Raw genomic sequence first — 18,644 nt, forward strand, 5'->3', positions numbered from 1 at the left:
CCAGTTATCCAGGTGAAAGCAGCAGTTTGTATGCGCTATTTTTCACCGGGAGGAGTTTTCATGAAAGGCAGGCGAGGAGCGGTTGCGTAATCCAATTCGGAAATCTTCGGGATACGAAACCGGGCTCAATGATCTTCCCGGGCATGCACTGCTGGGAGTCATTGGCCTGCCTGAATCCGCGCCGAAGAATCCTTGGCGGCTCATCATACGTCGTTTGAACTACGCCGTATTTTTGCTGCTGATTGCATCTGTCGTGGTCTACTACGACCGCAACGGATACACAGAGCCTCTCACCTTCATCGATGCGGTGTATTACTCGGCTGTCAGCCTGTCGACGACGGGTTACGGTGACATCACGCCGGTGACACAGAGGGCTCGATTACTCAATATTTTGATCATTACGCCACTGCGTGTGGCCTTCCTTGCTCTCTTGGTCGGTACTACTCTGACCGTTTTGACCCAAGAATCTCGGAAAACCCTGCAAATTCAGCGCTGGAGGAGACAGTTGCGCAACCACACCGTCGTTATCGGATACGGCACCAAGGGTCGTTCTGCCATTGCAGCTCTTCTCGCGGACGGCGTAGATCCGGCAGAAATCGTTGTTATTGATACGGACAAGGAAGCACTCGACCACGCTTCGAATCAAGGCTTGGCGACGGTGCATGGGTCGGCTACTAAATCCGATGTGCTGAAGTTAGCTGGTATTCAGCGTGCCCGCTCTATAGTCGTTGCACCGAACAAAGATGACACAGCGGTGCTGGTCACGTTGTCGGTCCGTGAGTTGGCGCCGGGTGCCTCAATTGTGGCCTCGGTGCGTGAATCAGAAAACCGCCACTTGTTGACGCAGTCAGGTGCAGACCAAGTGGTTATTTCTTCTGAAACCGCCGGCCGAATGCTGGGGCTGGCTACGGTGACTCCTTCGGTGGTTGAGATGATGGAAGATCTCCTGAGCCCGGATGAAGGATTCTCTGTTGCAGAGAGGCTGGTCACCGAAGAGGAAATCGGTGCCAGCCCACGGCACCTCGCGGATATTGCACTCGGCGTGGTGCGCTCGGGTGAGCTGTACCGAATTGATTCACCGGAGTGTGAGTCGGTGGAGCCAGGCGACCGGCTGCTGTACGTCCGCCGTGTCTACAGCAATGACGAATAGCACTCGACCAGTTTAAAAATGGGGTCTAACAACTTTTGACTTACTCAGAGGCGGATGTGAACGAGCCGGATTATCTAGCTGGGCTGGATCCAGACCAGCGCGAGGCAGCAACGGCTCCGATGGGGCCGGTGTGCATTCTTGCTGGAGCCGGTACAGGTAAGACCCGAACAATTACTCATCGCATCAAGTACCTCATTGACCAGGGGTTTGTGCAGCCGCAGAAGGTATTAGCGGTGACATTTACCTCGCGTGCAGCAGGAGAGATGCGCGACCGCCTGGCAAAGATGGGAACGCCTGGAGTCCAGGCGCGTACTTTCCACTCGGCAGCTCTTCGCCAGCTGCGCTACTTCTGGCCCCAAGTCGCCGGTGATATGCCCTGGCAGCTGTTGGATGACAAGAAATTCCGTGTCGTCGCCCAAGCAGTACGCCGGGTGGGCCTGGACACCTCCAAGGAAACGATCCGCGATGTCATGGGCGAGATTGAGTGGGCGAAGGCCACTCTGGCCGGTGCGGATCAGTACCAGGCCGCGTTGCGGGAGCATGGGCGCACGGCGCCTCTGTCTGCGGAAAAAATTGTCGATTGCTATCGCGCTTACGAGGACATAAAAACCACTCCTGACGGGCTATTGCTTGACTTCGACGACCTGCTTATCCACACCGCCGGTGCGATGGAGAATTCCCGTGCAGTGGCGGAGGAATTCCGCAACCAGTATCGGTGCTTCGTCGTCGATGAGTACCAGGATGTCACCCCGTTACAGCAGCGAGTTCTCAACGCCTGGCTGGGAGACCGTGACAACCTCACAGTTGTCGGGGACGCCAACCAGACGATTTACTCCTTCACAGGGGCGACTCCGCAATATCTGATGAACTTCTCTCGGGACTACCCGGAAGCCACAGTGGTTCGCCTGCAGCGGGACTACCGATCGACCCCACAGGTCGTCGAGCTGGCCAACAATGTCATCGGCCGTGCGCAGGGGCGTATCGCCGGTTCGCGGCTGAAGCTGATTGGGCAGCGTGAAGACGGCCCGGAGCCGACTTTCAACCAGTACGACGATGAGCCGATGGAAGCTCGCGCGACCGCGCGCAGCATCAAGCGACTTATCGACGCGGGTACACCGGCATCGGAGATTGCCGTTTTGTACCGCATCAACGCACAGTCCGCAGTTTTTGAGCAGGCTTTGTCCGAGGTAGGAGTCGCCTACCAGGTTCGTGGTGGGGACGGTTTCTACCAGCGTCCCGAGATCCGCGATGCCATCGCCGCACTTGTGCGAGTTTCCCGTTCCTCACGGACCGTTCCGACATTGCAGGGCACGAATCTATTGGATTTGGTCAAGCAGGTTTTCGCGAGTCTTGGCATGACTGACCAAGAGCCGGAAGGCGCTGGTGCCAGGGAACGTTGGCAGTCACTGCGCGCCCTATTTGACCTGTGTAAGGACATCGTTCATGCCAACACCGAGGTCAATATCCAGGCGCTCCTCGGCCAATTGCACACCCGGCAGCAGGCCAAACATCCACCGACGCTGGATGGCGTGACGCTGGCTAGCCTGCATGCAGCCAAGGGGCTGGAGTGGGATGCGGTGTTCCTCGTTGGGCTTACCGACGGTTCGCTGCCTATCCAACATGCGCTGAATAAATTCGACCGATCTCCTGCACAGGGGGCGGAAGCCATCGAAGAAGAGCGCCGTCTGTTCTATGTCGGCATTACTCGAGCCCGCGAACATCTGGAGCTATCTTGGTCATTGTCGCGGACAGAAGGCGGCCGCAGGTCACGTCGCCGCACACGATTCCTCGATGAACTCGACATTGATGTCTCTGACTACTCGGCTGAGGCACAGCGAAGCTCAAGGAGCTCTAGTTCCCGCAGTAAGCGTCAGCAGTCCAAACAGTGCAAGGGCTGTACTAAGCCATTGCACACCGATGCCGAGCGGATCTCAGGGCGTTGTGAAGAGTGCCCAGTCAGTGCGGATCCTGCACTACTGGAAGCATTGCGTGCATGGCGCTTGGAAATGTCGAGGGAAATGACGGTCCCCGCATTCGTGATCTTCTCCGATGCGACCCTTCTGGCCATCGGTGAGCAGCAGCCGACTACGCCGGAGGAACTTCTGCAGATTCCCGGAATTGGAGAAGCGAAGCTCAATCATTTCGGCGAAGGTATCTTGGGAATCGTCAATTCTTTCGTGAATTCCTAGTCAGATTCTGCTCAAGGCACTTCGAATTACATGAACTGCATCTGCGAGTTGCCATGACCACACACTGGGCACTGCGGGTGGGGAGCAACCGTAGTGCGGGTGATATCGAGGCTTTCCAGATCTATGCGCACCTCCGTTGCACATAGATCTGAGAGATCCGGCCGCCGCAGCTGCCCAACCAACAGTGGCACTGCTGTGTTCAGCCATTCCGGTGCGGCCACGGGCGTAAAAGTGCGAAGCTGTAGCGCAATCAGTGCCCGGACGGGGTCGCGGTCTCGTCGATAAGCTTCGAAACACATCGAGCAGGGCCCTTGACCTGGTTGAACAAGCGGCCCAAGAATCAGTGATCCATCGCGGAAATGCGTGTGCAGATGCTCAATTCCACGATGAAACAGAGCGCGAACCAAGGGCATGCTCGGTACTTCCATGCCCGTGACCACCGCGAGCCCGATGTCTTCCGGCGTGGATTGAGATATTTTCAGTGTCGCATTGCGAGTGGGTGACATTGCCGTCGTCCAACTACCACAGCCCGTGCGACGAAGCTCTTTTAAAAGTCCGGTGCGCAAACTGTCCCGACCGATCAGCGTAATCCTCCGCCGTGTCGGCGGTTTTTGGACCAGCGCGGCTCGGTGAAGGTCGGAGATAAGTGCGGTAATGAACTGCGGTGACAGTTTGTCGTGACTGTCAGTAAAGGCCTCGCTTAAGGTGCTACCTCTGTGAGCTGCAAGAAGCGCCGAGAAGACAGGCCCCGGCGGGGTGCCGTCGGAAAGCGGCAGGATCATGCTGCGCTCCGGTTCCACGCCGAACTGAATCCGCGCGCCTGGGCGCATGACAATTGGTACCTCCGGCCGCAATGCGTAGTCCGTGGCAGGCGCGGCAAGTGTTTGTGCCGCGGGTGTGTGCGAACCTATTACGCCAGCCGTACCATCCCGCCCCCGAGACGTATCCCTGTATTCCCCCATAAAAATATCTTTTACCCCGGGGCCAGCTTTTACGCAATCGCAGCGCAGAGCATATACGCTTAAAAAGCATGAGCACCAAGCGACCTGAGTACGGCCCGGATGTTGAGGTTCGGCGCTCGAAGCGCCGCCGCCGTACTGTGTCCGCCCGCGCGGAGGGAAACCGGATCATTGTCATGGTTCCGGATGATCTCAGCGCCGCTGCGGAAAAACAGCAGGTCAATGAAATCGTTGCGCGAGTGCGGAAAAAAGTTGGCAGCAACCTGGATAATTCCGAGCTGGAGCGCCGCGCACGGCTGCTCTCTCGTACGGTGCTGGAAGATCGCCCGCGGTTCGAGTCAATCAAATGGGTCAAGAACATGTCGCGCAGGTGGGCATCCGTCACCGGCGGCGTCGATAGTCCGGGGCGCATTCGCATTTCGCACCGGCTTGCCGACGTCCCGGGGTACGTCCTCGACGACGTCATTGTGCACGAACTGGTGCACACTTTCGTCGACGGTGGTCATACCGAAGAGTTCTGGTATTGGGCGGCAAAAGCCCCGTACCACGAACGGGCACGGGGCTATTTAGAGGCGTATCAGCGCTGGGGAACCCAGAGCTAACTCGCTACTTATCGTCGTCGGCGTCGCCAGAATTGTCCTCGTCGGCGTCACTGTCGTTGCCCTCAGCCGCGCGCTTTTCGGCTTCTTTGCGCAGCTGCTCTTCAAGCTCTGCGATCGGGTCGAAGTCATCGTTTTCCGAGCCGCCAAGAACCGAATCAATAAAGGCCGCGGGTTCATCCAAATCCTCTGCCACGGGCAGGAAGTCCGGGTGATCCCAGACCTTGTCGCGTCGCTCGATGCCCACAGCGGTGGTCAGACGGTGCCACAAGTTGGTTGCCTCACGCACCTTGGGGGATCCGAGGTCAATGCCGGTGGCCTTCTCCAGCGCCTGTTCAGCACCTTCGGTGGCGCGGCGACGACGCCAGGCTTCATCCAGTTGTGCGGCGCCCGGTAGGCGCTCACCGAGGGCATCGGTGACAACCATGTCCACCCACCCTTCGACCAGTGCTAGCAGCGTCTGGAAACGAGTACGAGCATTCTCGTTACGAGAACGGATCTTCGGGCTCAGATCCATATTCTGCAGCTCGCTCATAGCCTCCTGCATACGCTGCGGATCCTGCATGTTCTCAATATCCAGACCGCGGGCGGCCTCTTCAATCGCGGAGTAATCGATGACGATGCCGGCAGCGTATTCCTCGACAGAGGAAATCATGCGTTCAGCCAGCCATGGCACGCGGTCGAAGAGACGTTGGTGGGCAGCTTCGCGGGCAGTGGCGTAGATAAACAGATCGCGCGCTGGAACCTCGAGTTCCTCCGCGAGAGCGACGAGATGCGTTGGCAGCAGTACCGCCGCACCAGTGGTGTGTAGCGGCAGCCCGAGGTCAGAACCAGTCAGGCTCGTCTGTGCCAACTCCGCCAGCGCATTTCCTAGCTGCGTACCGAAACTCATCGAGTTCATCTGGCGCATGATGCCCAGCATCGGCCCCATCATCTCGCGAGCTTCCTCTGGAACACCCTCGAGGGAGGCATCATTCATGCGGCTGGCGACGGGATCGACAAGGCGAGTCCATGTCGACTTGGTGTTCTCCAACCACTGCAGGCTATTCCACGCTTCTACGCGGTTGACACCAGCCGGCAGGGAGGTGACGTCATCTAGCCACAGTTCGGCCAGGCGCAGGGAATCAGTCAGCGCCTCGCGGGCTGAGTCCTTCACCGGAGCCGGGTTACCAAGACGGGTCCGTGCAACGCGCTCGGCCGCGTCGTAGTTGACAGGGCCAGAGTTAGACTCCTGGAATCGCTGTCCTATGCCGGAGAACATCTCGCCGAACTGGTTGAGAATATCGCCCAAGTTCGGCTGGTCCCCCTTGCCGGAGGCACCGTTGCCGGGCTGCCCGGGGCCGCCGAAACCGAAGCCACCGGCGCCGCCCATGCCACCGAAGGGAAACCCGAAGAAACCGAAAGGACCGCCCTGGCCGCCCTGACCGCCCTGACCGGAGTCATTGTTGCCAGCGTCGTCGCGATCGTCATCATTGTCGTTCGGACCAAAGCCAAATCCGTTAGAACTCATGCTCCCACCGTACCGGGCAATCACCCGCGTGAGTACTTAAAAGCACCACTTTATTGGCAACTTCGCGCCCAGCGAACAGATACGGACAAGATTCAGCAGGTGTCCAGTAGGCAGATCGCGAGAATGTAGGGTGTTATTTGTGAATCGTCGTACCCAAACTCTTGTTGCGGGCGCTGTGCCCATCGCCGCGTTGGCAACTGTGCTTTCGCTGCCAACGCTGACAGTGCCCTATGCCGCGCAGGGGCCTGGCCCGGTCTTCGATGTCCTCAGCGATGTCGAGGGCAAGAGCATTATCTCGGTCAGTGGCAGTGCTGCGGACTCCGAACACTCTAAGGGCACGCTGGATATGACAACCGTCGCAGTCAGACATAACCTGACATTGCCGCAGGTCATTGGCCTGTGGTTCGATCGTGACAACGATATCGTCCCCATTGAGGCGGTCTTCCCTCCGGGCCAGAGCCAGGACGAGGTGGAAGAGGAGAACAAGGCTGCATTCACCGAGTCGGAGGCCAACGCCACCTCCGCTGCACTGGCACATCTCGGGTTGCCGATGGAAGTCACCGTCGCCTACACAGTGCCGGATAGTCCCGTTGATGGGCGACTGCATGAAGACGATGTGATTCTCGCAGTGGATGGGGTGGCAGTAAGCAAGCCCGAGCAAGTCAAGGCGATTATTGCCGGACGCAACCCGGGCGATACTGTCACGTTGAGGGTCAAGTCTGCGACCGTCGATAAGCAGAAGGCTGCTAAGGGCGAGGACTCTGACCCCGAGAAAGCCGTCGATATTTCTGTGACACTGGCGGAAAACCCGCATCAGAAGAATGTGGCGCTGCTCGGCGTTGGGATGGGGGCGCAATCCGCGGACGACACCAAGGTTGAGTACCAGCTCAGCGGCATTGGAGGTCCGTCGGCGGGGCTCATGATGACGCTCGGAGTGATCGACAAGCTGAGTCCAGGCGATTTGACCGAGGGGCAGCATCTCGCTGGCACCGGCACTATTGACGCTGCCGGCAACGTGGGCGAAATCGGTGGCATTACACACAAAATCTCGGCCGCCCGAGATGAGGGCGCCGAGATGTTCTTCGTGCCGGAAGGCAATTGCGCAGAGGCTGTGACTGCCGACCGAGGCGATATGAAGTTGGTAAAGGTCTCTGTGCTTGACGACGCGCTTGCGGCAATCGAAAAGCCGGAGACCGCGCAGACCTGCTCGTAGTTTTTGCCGTAGTCCCTACGAGCAGCTGCTAGTTTCAGCTAGTTCTTGCTGAAGGCCTCGAAGTTTTGCTGAGACTGCCATTTATCAATCTCTGCAGCCGTTGCGCGCAACTGCGGGTCAAATTTGAGGTAGGCCTTTGTCTCGCGCGCAATGAGCCCGGACAGGACAATCAGACCGATGAGGTTCGGTAGCGCCATCAGACCGTTGAGAGCCGAGGCGACGGACCAGACGGTTTCCAGATGAGTAACAGCGCCGACGAAGACTACGCAGGTGAAGACCGCACGGTAGAGACCGGTGCCGCGGCGACCGACCAGGGACTCGAATGCGCGCTCACCGTAGTAGGACCAGCCCAGCATGGTGGAGAATGCGAAGAAGACAACCGACAGCGTGACGATTGTGCCACCCCAGTGGCCAGGCAGACCGCGGGAGAATGCCTCAGCAGTCAGAGCGCCAGTGTCGACGTTGCCATCCTGCCAAACACCGGTGCTGATGATAACCAGGCCGGTGAAGGACACGACGATGATGGTGTCAATGAAGGTCTGAGTCATGGAGACCAGACCCTGACGAACCGGGTGAGTGGTCGATGCGGCGGCAGCGGCGATAGCACCGGAACCCAGGCCCGACTCGTTGGAGAACAGGCCGCGGGCAACACCCATCTGCAGGGCGAGAATCAGCGTGGATCCTGCGAACCCACCAACGGCCGCGGTGCCGGTGAAAGCATCGGTGAAGATGAGCTTGAAGGTCTCGGGCAGCGCCGAGACATTGGCGACGAGCACCCACACGGCCGCACCGATGTAGAGCACAATCATCATCGGCACAAAGCCGGCGGTGATGCGGCCAATCGACTTAATGCCACCCATCAGCGCCGCACCTACCAGGATGAACATGATCATGCCGGAGAGCGTCGGATCGATGTCGAAGCTGTTTTCCAGGTTCGAGGCCACGGCGTTGCCCTGGGTCAGGTTGCCGATACCAAACGCTGCCAGCGCAGCGAAGACGGCGAAGAGAATGCCCAGCGTCTTACCAAAACCATTCGGGATGGCCTTGCGCAGGTAGTACTGCGGACCACCGGACTGTTCGCCAGCTGCATCGACCTGACGGTACTTCACGCCCAGGAATGCCTCGGAGTACTTCGATGCCATACCTAGCAGGCCGGTCACCCACATCCAGAACAGCGCACCGGGTCCACCCAGGCCGATCGCGGTAGCGACACCGACAATGTTGCCGACACCGACTGTTGCTGCGAGAGCCGTCGCAAGCGCCTGGTAGTTGGTGATATCTCCCTCGGCGTCTTCGTCGTTACGGTCGATGAGTCCGAGGCGCAGTGCCGGGCCGAGTTTGACCAGGTGAATTGCACCCAGGCGAATGGTCAAAATGATTCCGGTGCCGATCAGCGCGGGGATCAGGAGATACGGACTCCAAATAAAACTATCCGCCGCTGAGGCAAAATCGCTGAAGCTTTCCATGCTGTGGAACTTTACTGGTAGAAAGCCTTAATCCGATCATTAAATTCTCAGAAAATGATTATTGTGCTACTAATTCGTCACAAGTGGGGGTAAACATATTCCGGCGAAAGCAAAGATTATTCCGCCAATCAGTGTGAGAGCAACGTACCCACATGCCCTCCAAAAGTGTTGGTTCTTAAGGCGTACGATCTCTCCGGCGAGTGTGGACCACGTCGACAGGCCGCCGGCGAAGCCAATCATTACCGTCGCATAGGCCAGGGCAGGCGTCATGCCATTGCTTATCGACGTTCCCCGTGACCACACCACAGCAGCGACACCGGCGACGAAGCAGGCAACCATATTCGCGGTCCACGTTCCGGGCAGTTTGGAATCAGCCCACTTCACCGCAAGTTCGGCCAGCGCATAGCGCAGCGCTCCACCTACTGCCGCGCCAACTGCGATAGCGAGGATGGCAGAGAGCGCCGAGGAAAAAGAGTCGAGGAGATTACCGGTCATTCCGCGACCTCCCGCGAGCACTTGCTGCCCAGCCAGTAGGCGAGAGGGCAGCACAGCAGGTGAATAAGTCCAACGCTCACAATCAGTACGACTGATGTGTCCGCCTGCGCCAACAAGAGAATGACAAATGCGGAGAAAGTGGTGAAACCGCCACAAAAGCCAGTACCGCAGAAAGCGGAAAGCCGAGGATTAGCAAACGCGATACTGCTGACCAGGCCGAAGAGAAAGCAGCCCAACAAGTTGATGACAGTGGTCGAAACTGCGCTAATTCCCGAGTTCACAATCGCATCGATTGCCGCGCCGAGCAGAAAGCGACTCACTGCGCCAATAGCGGCACCGCCGGCGACAACCAGGGCCATGAGAACCTGCGCCCGTCCTGCTGATGGCAGTTTCGCAGCGACAGTTTCCTCATTCACGGTGAAAACGCTAGCACAGTGGCGAAAGGGGAGGTAGGCGCCGACAATTCGAAATCCTTCACCAGGAGGTGTTCCCGTCGGCACGCGACAATCTACCTACTGCACCCTATTGCAGGGGCGAGTTTGCCTTACCGAGTGGTTCTTGCCATGCGCGCTGACCCTAAAACGGGGACACTGGGGAAGAGGAAGCGCATTTAAGTCCGGTTTCCCCATTCCGGCCGGCTCGTCGGCGGTGAAATCGGTGGTTGCGCAGTTCGCCGATTCAGCAGGAGGATACCCACAATGGCTCATGAGCGCGCCGGGCAATTGGCCCAGCCATCCGACCTTATCGATGTCGCGGAACTGGTCACTGCTTATTACACAAAGCACCCGGACCCGAATAACCCCGACCAGAAGGTCGTCTTCGGTACTTCCGGTCACCGCGGTTCCTCCCTCGACGGCGCTTTCAACGAAGACCACATTCACGCCACCACTCAGGCCATCGTGGATTACCGCAAGGGCCAGGGCATTGAAGGTCCGCTCTACGTCGGTCGCGATACTCACGGCCTGTCCGAGCCGGCAATGATTTCCGCCCTCGAGGTGCTCACGGCCAACGGCATCACCGTGATGGTTGACGCTCAGGATCGCTACACGCCGACTCCGGCCGTCAGCCACGCGATTCTGACGTACAACCGCGACGTGGAGGGAGGTCCGACGGGGAGTAGCTCCGCGCGTGCCGACGGCATCGTGATTACCCCTTCCCACAATCCGCCACGGGATGGTGGTTTTAAGTACAACCCGCCGACCGGTGGTCCGGCGGACGCGGATGCGACGGACTGGATTGCAGCTCGTGCCAATGAATACCTGGCTAAGGGCCTGGATGGGGTTAAGCGCCAGCTGGTGGATAAGGCTGGAGACCTCGTCGTAAAGCACGACTACCTCAATGCATACGTGTCGGACCTGCCGAACGTTGTCAACCTCGACGCCATCCGTGATGCCGGCGTACGTATCGGCGCTGACCCAATGGGTGGTGCGTCGGTGGATTACTGGGGCGCAATTGGCGATGCGCATAACCTAAACCTGACTGTGGTCAATCCGCTGGTTGATGCGACCTGGCGTTTTATGACGCTGGATACAGACGGCAAGATTCGTATGGACTGCTCCTCGCCGAATGCGATGGCGTCCCTGATTGGTAACCGCGATAAGTTCGACATCTCCACCGGCAATGACGCGGACTCCGATCGCCACGGAATTGTCACACCGGACGCGGGTCTAATGAACCCGAACCACTACCTGGCCGTTGCCATTGACTACCTCTTCGCACACCGTCCGGGCTGGTCGCAGGAGACCGCGGTCGGTAAGACTCTGGTGTCTTCGTCGATGATTGACCGCGTGGTTGCCAATTTGGGTCGCAAGCTCGTGGAAGTTCCAGTCGGCTTCAAGTGGTTCGTCCCGGGTCTGCTCAGCGGCACCATCGGCTTCGGTGGTGAAGAATCCGCTGGTGCATCGTTCCTGCGTCACGACGGCACTGTGTGGTCTACCGATAAGGACGGCATCATCCTGGACCTCCTGGCCAGCGAGATTAAGGCCGTGACCGAGAAGACTCCATCGCAGCTCTACGCAGAGCTCGCCGATAAGTACGGTGCCCCGGCTTACGCCCGCACCGATGCGGACGCAACCCGTGAGCAGAAGGCAATCCTGAAGAAGCTCTCGCCGGAGCAGGTCAAGGCCGACACCCTGGCAGGGGAGACCATCACAGCCAAACTGACTGAAGCACCGGGCAACGGCGCTGCGATTGGTGGCCTCAAGGTGGTTACGGAGAACGCTTGGTTCGCGGCGCGTCCGTCGGGCACTGAAGATAAGTACAAGATCTACGCGGAGTCCTTCAAGGGCGCGGATCACCTGGCACAGGTTCAGGCTGAGGCGCAGGACGTGGTCTCGGCAGTTCTGAACGGGTAATCGGTAGTCATTGGGCTAGCTGTAAACAGTTAGCCTGTACTAACATTTCTGTGTATGAAGAATTTCGTAGGCGTGGTGGCACGATTCGGCCTGGCTGCAGTTTGGTTGTACTCGGGTCTTATCAAACTGCTGAACCCGCTGGAATCGCGTCAGGCAGTTCAAGCTTATGAGCTGCTGCCGAGCGATTTGGTGCCGATGGTAGCGGTCGCGCTGCCCGCTTTCGAAGTTATCCTTGGACTCCTGCTGGTATTGGGGCTTTTCCTGCGTCCGGTAGCGGTGTTGTCTGGCGCGCTCTTGCTGGTGTTTATCGGTGGCATTATCTCGGCGTGGGCGCGCGGCCTGCAGATTGACTGCGGTTGCTTTGGCGGCGGTGGCTACGACGAGAACGCTGGCCCCGCTACGTATCTGACGGAAATCGCCCGAGATATCGGTTTTCTGGCCTTGGCTGTATTCGTGTACGTGTGGCCGTGGAAGAAGTTTGCCATTTACGCCTAGTCCGCTGGCTAGAGGGGAAGCCTAACAACCATTTCCGATTTCTCAGGCGCAATTGTGTCATTGGCAAGAAAACACCGCTATCGTAAGCGGTGTGAGTCAGAAGATTAAGAATCCAAATGAAAAGGGCAGTGGCTTCGTCGTCGGCCTGATTGCTCTTCTTGCTGTCGTTGCAGTTGTTATTGGTGGCGTTATCTACATCGGCCGATCGCAGCCGATTGAGGGACTGCCAGATGAGGACGTCGACTTCTCCGTCGCGCTCGACGGCGATGTCATCCGACTGAGCAAGGACGGCGCCGAAGGGGCTAAAACGGCCACTATTTTTGAGGACTTCTCGTGCCACTACTGTGCTCAGATGAGCGAAGAGGGCCACGATGATGAGCTCAAGGCGCTAAACGACGGCAAGCTTGTCGCTGAATACCGCACGCTGAACTTCCTGGATGGTCAGGAGAAGGAGCAGCGTGACGGTCACTCCACTCGCGTCTTCGCGGTTGCCCGCAAGATTGCTGAGACCGGTGATGCTCGCGCATATTGGAACTTCCACACAATGATGATGGCTGACCAGCAGAACTCCGTCACGTGGAGTAATGATGAGCTGGCTGACCGTCTGGAGCAGCTTGGTGTCGCTGACGAAATTGTCAGCGAAGTCCGCTCTGGCATCGACACCACCGAGGCCAAGGCGAGCGCAAATGCCAACTTCGATGACCTTGAGAAGCGCTTGGGCAAGGTTTCCTCACCGCACGTCTTTGTCGATGGCAAGGATATTCTGGAGAACATTTCCGGCGATGGGGGACTGGGGCAGTGGGTTAAGGTGGCCCTGCGCTAGGTTCCGTGCACACTTACACGATTCATCTTCAGTTCATGTTCGGCAGATCCTCTCTGGGGCACTCGGCGAATACGTAAAAGAGTGTTCTACATGCGGATTTGGTGATACATGACAGTGCCATGTAGCCTTTGAGGAGTCCACAGCGGAGGGTAAAAGCCACTTCGATGTTGATTCTGGGGCTATGGCGCAGCTGGTAGCGCACCACACTGGCAGTGTGGGGGTCACGGGTTCGAGTCCCGTTAGCTCCACCAGTAGAAAAACCCTCGGTCGTTATGACCGGGGGTTTTCTTGTATCTGCCCTGGGTAGTGCGTTCGCCGTTTACCTCAATGATTGGTAATCCGTATGGCTGTAGCAACTTTGTCTGAACGGTGGAATACTGGGGGTATGGCATACAACGACTCCGTTATTCAGAAACTGTCCACCGAAGAATCCCTTGAGCTGCTGGCTACGCAGACTTTTGGGCGCCTGGTTGTTCGTCGTAAAGACGATATGGATCTTTTCCCGCTGAACTACGTCGTTCATGAGGGGAGCATTTACTTCCGCACTGCCGAGGGGTCGAAGCTCTTTACTGTTTCTCTGAACCACGATGTTCTTTTTGAGGCCGACTTTGTTGACAAGGATGCACAGAAGGCATGGTCGGTCATCGTAAAGGGTGACGCAGAGGTTCTCACCTCCCGCGCGGATATTAACGCTGCAGATGAGCTGCCGCTGAAGCCCTGGCTGCCGACGTTGAAGTACAACTACGTGCGCATTACCCCGAACGATGTTTCGGGTCGCCATTTCCACCTCGGGGAGGAGCCGAATCGCTACGAAGTGTAGCGGTGGCATATGGCACTTTTGCTTTACGACGGTGGGGGCTCCGTCGTAAAGCAAAGCTTGCAGCGTGCAAAGGCAGCTTTTAGTGACTGAGCACCGCCGTTAGCTGTTTTTTAAAAATTGTTGGGTTAAATTACCCAAAAGCGCCCTAAGTGAGATTCAACGCGTTACAGTCGCAAATGTGACGTGCACCATAGAATCGACCGATGGGGTGCCAGCGCAGCCCGATGTGCGCAGGCAGTCCCCACGTATGCAGAAGATCGTAGATGAAGCGCGCGCGATGCTGCGCGAATCGGGCTGGAGTGCTATCAGCATGCGCCGCCTAGCGGCGCGGCTCGATGTGAAGGCGCCATCGCTGTACAAGCACATCAGCGGCAAAGAAGAGCTCCTTCAGCTGCTGCTGACCGAGAGCCTCGAGAATCTGGGCAAGCGTATTCATGCTGCCATTGATGAGGAATGCACTTCGGCGTCTCTGCTGCAGGCGTACCGCCAGGCAGTTCTCGACGATCCGCATGGTTACCGGCTGATGAGTCGCACTAATTTCGTGAATGTCGTCGCGCCTTCGTCGTTGGATGCCTGGATTCGCGATGCATTCATTAAGGTTGCCGGCGATGAGTCTAAGGGATTGGCCATGTGGGCGTTCGCCCACGGTTTGGTAACCGCCGAGCTCGTCCAGGATGGTTCACCTGCGCTGGAACCCAGCGCTGAAGCCGGTGCGGCAGACAGCTTGGCCGCAGTTGGAGCTATTTGGGACGCTGGCGCGGAGGCCTTCTCTTAAGGGTTTTCTCTTAAGAGGTTTGCTGCTCTGTCCTGGACGCTAGATCGGTGGCCCGGGGCAGTAGCCTAGCGCTACCAGGAATCGGCCGGTCCGGGAGGGACGGCTCGCTTGTGCCGGGAAATGGAGTAGAGGTGCTCGATTCGCGCGGCATCCTCATCTGAGACGGCCTTGCCTTCGAGGTAATCGTCGATGGCGGTATAGGTCACCCCGAGTGCAACTTCGTCGGGAAGCGCAGGGCGATCTTCTTCCAGGTCGGCCGTAGGCACCTTCTCCCACGTACTGGCTGGTGCGCCGAGGTGACGGAGTAAGGCCGCGCCCTGGCGCTTGCTCAGCCCCTGCAGCGGGACGAGGTCGCAGGCGCCGTCGCCGTGTTTGGTGTAGAAGCCGGTGACCGCCTCCGCGGCGTGATCTGTGCCGATGACCAAAGCGCCGTCAACACCCGCCACTGCGTACTGGGCAATCATGCGCATGCGAGCCTTAATATTTCCCTTGTTGAAATCGCTGATAGCGCTGCCGGTCAGGGCATCGGTGACCTGGGTGGTCATCGCGGCGGTGGCCGGTTCGATATCGATAGTTAGCCTTTGGTCAGGCTGAATGAATTGCAGTGCCACCTGTGCGTCATCCTCGTCGGCCTGCACGCCGTGGGGGAGGCGAATGGCAATGAAAGTGGCATCCTCGCCGCCGTCGCGAAGCTTTTCGACGGCCAACTGCGCTAGACGCCCGGCCAGCGTGGAGTCTTGACCGCCAGAAATTCCGAGCACGAATCCCTTGGCATGCGCGGCGCGGAAATAATCGCAGAGAAAATCGACTCGGCGGCTGATTTCCTCGGCGGCATTGATGGTGGACTGGACGTGGAGGTCGTTAATAATCTCCGACTGGAGGGGATGCGGGAAATCCTGTGTTCCTACTGGTGTCATGAGCCTCACTCTACCGTTAGTTCCGGACGGGAAAAGGGATGATTTTCTTGCCAGAAGAGTGCCAAAACTCTCATCTTTATCGAGTAAGTGCTGTTCGGATAGGGGGTCTTTGACCGGACGGTGGCAAGATTTCCAGCGTGAGTACAACCGAACAGAATAAGACTGGACCGAACCGGGAAACCACCACAACTCGGTCGATAGCCGTGGCTATCATCGCCGCTCTGGGCGGCCTCCTCTTTGGTTACGACACCGGTGTCATCTCGGGCGCGCTGCTGTATATCCAGCGTTCGTTTGAGCTGACTCCAGGACAGGAGTCCACTGTCACCGCCATGCTCTTGGTCGGTGCTGCCCTCGGTGCGTTCCTGGGCGGTCGCGTAGCGGACTCCCTGGGGCGCCGTGGCACCATCCTGCTCGGAGCGGTCGGCTTCATCATCGGCAGTATCTGGTGTGCTTTCGCTACAAGTGCGTTTTCGCTGGGTGCTGCGCGTACTTTGCTCGGCGTCTGTATCGGTGGTGTTTCCATCGTTGTACCGATGTACATCTCCGAAATGGCACCACCGCATGTGCGTGGACGCCTGGTCAGCCTGAACTCGCTGATGATTGTGATTGGTCAGCTGGTGGCGTTCCTCACCAACTCCGCCCTAGCCTCCTCCGGTAACTGGCGACTCATGCTTGGATTCGGCGCTGTCCCTGGCATCGTGCTGCTCATCGGCATGCTGGTTTTGCCGGACACACCGGCCTACCTCGTCCGTCGAGGACAGGAGGGCGAGGCGCTGGCCGTGCTGCGTCAGATGCAGGGAGATGAGGCGACCTTGGCTGAGGTTGCCGTTGGTGAGGCGTCGTCAAGCGCCGATCAGCGTGCAGCAGAGCGCCTGGCCGTGAAAACCCCGTGGGTGCGACGCACCGTCATCATTGCGATGCTTATTGGCGTGACGCAGCAGGTCACGGGTGCGAACGCGATTATGTATTTCGCGCCGACGATGATGAACAAGGTTGGCTTGTCAACGGAAAGCTCTGTCTATACCTCCATCATTATCGGTATCGCCTCGGTGATCTCGTGTGCAATCGGTATGAGCATTATTGACCGCGTTGGTCGCCGGCGAATGCTGATTATCGGTTTGGTGGGCTGTGCAAGCTCGCTGCTCGTGCTGGCGCCCGTCTATGGTCTGTCGAGTAACTCTTCGACCGGTGCCATGATGTCGCTACTGCTGATGACCGTATTTATCGTGTTTCAGCAGGCGGCTGTGTCGGTGGCGACCTGGCTCCTGATTTCCGAGATTGTCCCGACAGAAGCCCGCGGCCTGGGTATGGGGCTGGCAGGGCTCGCGCTCTGGGGTGCGAACTGGTTTGTGGCGCAGGCATTTCTCCCGATGGTGGATGCTGTCGGTGGTGCGTGGTCATTCTTCTTCTTTGCCATCACGGGCGCGATTGCGCTGGTATTCACCATCAAGGCGGTGCCGGAGACTTCTGGCAAGACACTTGCCGAGGTCCGCGAGTACATGATTGCCGCTGCCAAATAGAGAAGCGGAGGCAGTTGCAACGTGGGGAGTCGCAATCTTGGGGTTGACCGTCAAAGGACATGTTTCCCCCGGATTTTTGGAGTTATTCCGCTTATTAGGTAGTATGGCAACTCGTGTCGTAACGCATACTCTTTGATATTTCTTCGGATTATCAGGAAGGGTGCGTTGCCAGGCAGTCACTGGGGTGATTGTCCGGGGAGAGTGCAGTGTGCACATTCCCGTTTCGGAGCCGAGTAGAAAGGAGCGCCCGAATGAAGGTCCGCAAGTCCCTTCGGTCGCTGAAGAACAAGCCGGGCGCTCAGGTCGTGCGCCGTCGTGGCAAGGTCTACGTGATCAACAAGAAGGAGCCGCGCTTCAAGGCCCGCCAGGGCTAAGCCTTATTTAGGCTAGCGCGAAGCAAATAGCTTCCTCATTTATTGCCAAAACCGCAATCTGAAGTCGCAGTTTTACTGTGGCTAAGGGTTGCGGTTTTTGGTTTTTCGAGGGGTAGGTTCAGGCGGCGACAGCGTTTATGGCTGGCGGCGGTGGGGCGATGGAAGTTACTGACTACGTTTATGACAGAAATGGCTCGAAAAATGGCTTGAAAGTGTCATAAACTTACACAGTTTCACATTTGCAGCCCATGTTCACATGTGCAGCCCGTGATTTTTTGAGATCGCTGCTGAGTCCGAAGTTGGGCAGGGGAGGGACAGGGAAGGGGAGGGGCGGTGCGGCGCCTGGTATTGGTGTGATTGGCCTCGAGCCGTCTTGCAGTAATTGGTTTAACCAAAATGCGCCGATAGTTGTTTTTCTGCGATTTTCTAGAATTTTTAGCGTGAAATTACAAGGTTGTGGTGCGTCTGTGTACAACATCTTGTGCGCCAGAGATCTCCGAACAGGGAATACCATGGTTGTGAGTACTACATCTAGTATGACTAGAGTTTTCCAGGCACCAAGTGTAGTGTTTTCGATGTCGAGCCAAGGATAGCTAAAAGGATCTGTCGGCCACCCGTACTCGGTTTCTCATGGACCTCCGGGAGCTTTCAGTCATTCAATCAATCCGCTGATTCCTCGGCCGCTTCCGTTGTTTGTACGAAGTCGATCCGATTCATTGGTCTTACCCAAAGCCAGAAAGTTTGTGAGAGTCATGGTTACCGTTTACAGCAAGCCTGCATGTGTCCAGTGCCGCGCTACCACTCGCGCCCTCGATAAGGCTGGAATTGCCTACGATATCGTCGACATCACCATGGATGATGAGGCTCGAGATTACGTCATGGCTCTCGGTCATCTACAGGCACCGGTCGTTGACACTGGCACTGAGACCTGGTCGGGTTTCCGCCCGGACCGCATCAAGGCTCTCCAGGCAGCTTAAGAATCACA

Annotated in this window: 18 protein-coding genes and 1 tRNA gene; 13 read left to right on the forward strand and 6 right to left on the reverse strand. The window is 57.8% G+C overall.

Annotated elements, in window-relative coordinates:
* The first annotated feature begins 82 nt into the window (after nt 1–82).
* Nucleotides 83–1,150: a TrkA family potassium uptake protein gene (locus NQ014_RS08940; protein WP_016422233.1), complete on the forward strand. Its 1,068-nt coding sequence runs from the start codon at nt 83–85 to the stop codon at nt 1,148–1,150.
* Nucleotides 1,151–1,269: 119 nt separating this feature from the next.
* A complete protein-coding gene (locus tag NQ014_RS08945) occupies nt 1,270–3,339 on the forward strand; it encodes an ATP-dependent DNA helicase UvrD2 (protein ID WP_257074963.1) in 2,070 nt (689 codons plus the stop codon).
* A 26-nt stretch (nt 3,340–3,365) separates the two neighbouring features.
* On the opposite strand, the gene NQ014_RS08950 is transcribed toward NQ014_RS08945, so the two are convergent.
* Nucleotides 3,366–4,169 carry a TOMM precursor leader peptide-binding protein gene (locus tag NQ014_RS08950; RefSeq protein WP_257074910.1) on the reverse strand — a complete coding sequence of 268 codons (804 nt, stop codon included), beginning with the start codon at nt 4,167–4,169 and terminating at the stop codon, nt 3,366–3,368.
* Between the two features lie 200 nt (nt 4,170–4,369).
* On the opposite strand from NQ014_RS08950, the gene NQ014_RS08955 reads away from it, so the two are divergent.
* The gene (locus tag NQ014_RS08955) at nt 4,370–4,900 is read left to right on the forward strand and encodes a YgjP-like metallopeptidase domain-containing protein (protein WP_016422236.1); all 531 of its coding nucleotides are present in this window, start codon (nt 4,370–4,372) and stop codon (nt 4,898–4,900) included.
* A gap of 4 nt (nt 4,901–4,904) precedes the next feature.
* Here the strand turns inward: NQ014_RS08955 and NQ014_RS08960 are convergent, their stop codons facing one another.
* The gene (locus NQ014_RS08960; protein WP_257074911.1) at nt 4,905–6,407 is read right to left on the reverse strand and encodes a zinc-dependent metalloprotease; all 1,503 of its coding nucleotides are present in this window, start codon (nt 6,405–6,407) and stop codon (nt 4,905–4,907) included.
* A gap of 139 nt (nt 6,408–6,546) precedes the next feature.
* Here NQ014_RS08960 and NQ014_RS08965 point away from each other — a divergent pair, with 139 nt between their 5' ends.
* Nucleotides 6,547–7,620 (forward strand): PDZ domain-containing protein, encoded by a 1,074-nt coding sequence (locus NQ014_RS08965; RefSeq protein WP_257074912.1) that lies wholly within the window; start codon nt 6,547–6,549, stop codon nt 7,618–7,620.
* Nucleotides 7,621–7,658: 38 nt separating this feature from the next.
* Here the strand turns inward: NQ014_RS08965 and NQ014_RS08970 are convergent, their stop codons facing one another.
* The 3 genes from NQ014_RS08970 to NQ014_RS08980 all read right to left on the reverse strand — a co-directional run bounded on the left by NQ014_RS08970 (nt 7,659) and on the right by NQ014_RS08980 (nt 9,997).
* Nucleotides 7,659–9,086 carry a sodium:alanine symporter family protein gene (locus NQ014_RS08970; RefSeq protein WP_048733326.1) on the reverse strand — a complete coding sequence of 476 codons (1,428 nt, stop codon included), beginning with the start codon at nt 9,084–9,086 and terminating at the stop codon, nt 7,659–7,661.
* Nucleotides 9,087–9,155: 69 nt separating this feature from the next.
* Complete coding sequence (locus tag NQ014_RS08975) at nt 9,156–9,581, reverse strand: CrcB family protein (protein WP_257074913.1); 426 nt, start codon at nt 9,579–9,581, stop codon at nt 9,156–9,158.
* Complete coding sequence (locus NQ014_RS08980) at nt 9,578–9,997, reverse strand: CrcB family protein (protein WP_257074914.1); 420 nt, start codon at nt 9,995–9,997, stop codon at nt 9,578–9,580. Before NQ014_RS08980 ends, NQ014_RS08975 begins: the two co-directional genes overlap by 4 nt.
* A gap of 282 nt (nt 9,998–10,279) precedes the next feature.
* Here NQ014_RS08980 and pgm point away from each other — a divergent pair, with 282 nt between their 5' ends.
* The 6 genes from pgm (at nt 10,280) to NQ014_RS09010 (ending at nt 14,848) form a co-directional block, all read left to right on the forward strand.
* Entirely contained in the window at nt 10,280–11,935 is a 1,656-nt protein-coding gene (gene pgm / locus NQ014_RS08985) for a phosphoglucomutase (alpha-D-glucose-1,6-bisphosphate-dependent) (RefSeq protein ID WP_257074916.1), read from the forward strand.
* A 54-nt stretch (nt 11,936–11,989) separates the two neighbouring features.
* Nucleotides 11,990–12,430 (forward strand): MauE/DoxX family redox-associated membrane protein, encoded by a 441-nt coding sequence (locus tag NQ014_RS08990; protein WP_016422243.1) that lies wholly within the window; start codon nt 11,990–11,992, stop codon nt 12,428–12,430.
* 91 nt (nt 12,431–12,521) lie between these two features.
* Nucleotides 12,522–13,253, forward strand: a complete 732-nt coding sequence (locus NQ014_RS08995; protein ID WP_257074919.1) for a thioredoxin domain-containing protein — start codon at nt 12,522–12,524, stop codon at nt 13,251–13,253.
* 175 nt (nt 13,254–13,428) lie between these two features.
* Nucleotides 13,429–13,504, forward strand: a tRNA-Ala gene (locus NQ014_RS09000).
* A 134-nt stretch (nt 13,505–13,638) separates the two neighbouring features.
* Nucleotides 13,639–14,073, forward strand: coding sequence for a pyridoxamine 5'-phosphate oxidase family protein (locus NQ014_RS09005; protein ID WP_257074921.1), 435 nt, complete (start codon nt 13,639–13,641; stop codon nt 14,071–14,073).
* A gap of 178 nt (nt 14,074–14,251) precedes the next feature.
* Entirely contained in the window at nt 14,252–14,848 is a 597-nt protein-coding gene (locus NQ014_RS09010; protein WP_257074924.1) for a TetR/AcrR family transcriptional regulator, read from the forward strand.
* Between the two features lie 71 nt (nt 14,849–14,919).
* On the opposite strand, the gene nadE is transcribed toward NQ014_RS09010, so the two are convergent.
* Entirely contained in the window at nt 14,920–15,765 is an 846-nt protein-coding gene (nadE, locus tag NQ014_RS09015) for an ammonia-dependent NAD(+) synthetase (RefSeq protein WP_257074925.1), read from the reverse strand.
* 137 nt (nt 15,766–15,902) lie between these two features.
* On the opposite strand from nadE, the gene NQ014_RS09020 reads away from it, so the two are divergent.
* The 3 genes from NQ014_RS09020 to nrdH all read left to right on the forward strand — a co-directional run bounded on the left by NQ014_RS09020 (nt 15,903) and on the right by nrdH (nt 18,636).
* On the forward strand, nt 15,903–17,285 hold the full coding sequence (locus NQ014_RS09020) for a sugar porter family MFS transporter (RefSeq protein ID WP_257074926.1): 1,383 nt from the start codon (nt 15,903–15,905) through the stop codon (nt 17,283–17,285).
* Between the two features lie 251 nt (nt 17,286–17,536).
* Nucleotides 17,537–17,659, forward strand: a complete 123-nt coding sequence (gene ykgO / locus NQ014_RS09025; RefSeq protein WP_005511141.1) for a type B 50S ribosomal protein L36 — start codon at nt 17,537–17,539, stop codon at nt 17,657–17,659.
* A 752-nt stretch (nt 17,660–18,411) separates the two neighbouring features.
* Nucleotides 18,412–18,636 (forward strand): glutaredoxin-like protein NrdH, encoded by a 225-nt coding sequence (gene nrdH / locus NQ014_RS09030; protein ID WP_005511161.1) that lies wholly within the window; start codon nt 18,412–18,414, stop codon nt 18,634–18,636.
* Nucleotides 18,637–18,644 lie beyond the last annotated feature (8 nt).

Source organism: Corynebacterium sp. 5QC2CO (assembly GCF_024580435.1).
Taxonomy (GTDB): domain Bacteria; phylum Actinomycetota; class Actinomycetes; order Mycobacteriales; family Mycobacteriaceae; genus Corynebacterium; species Corynebacterium jeikeium_D.

Bases quoted from the DNA above. Each gene is read 5' to 3' on its own strand.
- NQ014_RS08990 (WP_016422243.1), top strand. From the start codon at position 11,990: ATGAAGAATTTCGTAGGCGTGGTGGCACGATTCGGCCTGGCTGCAGTT.
- NQ014_RS08955 (WP_016422236.1), top strand. From the start codon at position 4,370: ATGAGCACCAAGCGACCTGAGTACGGCCCGGATGTTGAGGTTCGGCGC.
- NQ014_RS08950 (WP_257074910.1), bottom strand. From the start codon at position 4,169: ATGCGCCCAGGCGCGCGGATTCAGTTCGGCGTGGAACCGGAGCGCAGC.
- NQ014_RS08975 (WP_257074913.1), bottom strand. From the start codon at position 9,581: ATGACCGGTAATCTCCTCGACTCTTTTTCCTCGGCGCTCTCTGCCATC.
- ykgO (WP_005511141.1), top strand. From the start codon at position 17,537: ATGAAGGTCCGCAAGTCCCTTCGGTCGCTGAAGAACAAGCCGGGCGCT.
- NQ014_RS08960 (WP_257074911.1), bottom strand. From the start codon at position 6,407: ATGAGTTCTAACGGATTTGGCTTTGGTCCGAACGACAATGATGACGAT.
- NQ014_RS09005 (WP_257074921.1), top strand. From the start codon at position 13,639: ATGGCATACAACGACTCCGTTATTCAGAAACTGTCCACCGAAGAATCC.
- nadE (WP_257074925.1), bottom strand. From the start codon at position 15,765: ATGACACCAGTAGGAACACAGGATTTCCCGCATCCCCTCCAGTCGGAG.
- NQ014_RS08970 (WP_048733326.1), bottom strand. From the start codon at position 9,086: ATGGAAAGCTTCAGCGATTTTGCCTCAGCGGCGGATAGTTTTATTTGG.
- NQ014_RS08945 (WP_257074963.1), top strand. From the start codon at position 1,270: ATGGGGCCGGTGTGCATTCTTGCTGGAGCCGGTACAGGTAAGACCCGA.
- pgm (WP_257074916.1), top strand. From the start codon at position 10,280: ATGGCTCATGAGCGCGCCGGGCAATTGGCCCAGCCATCCGACCTTATC.
- nrdH (WP_005511161.1), top strand. From the start codon at position 18,412: ATGGTTACCGTTTACAGCAAGCCTGCATGTGTCCAGTGCCGCGCTACC.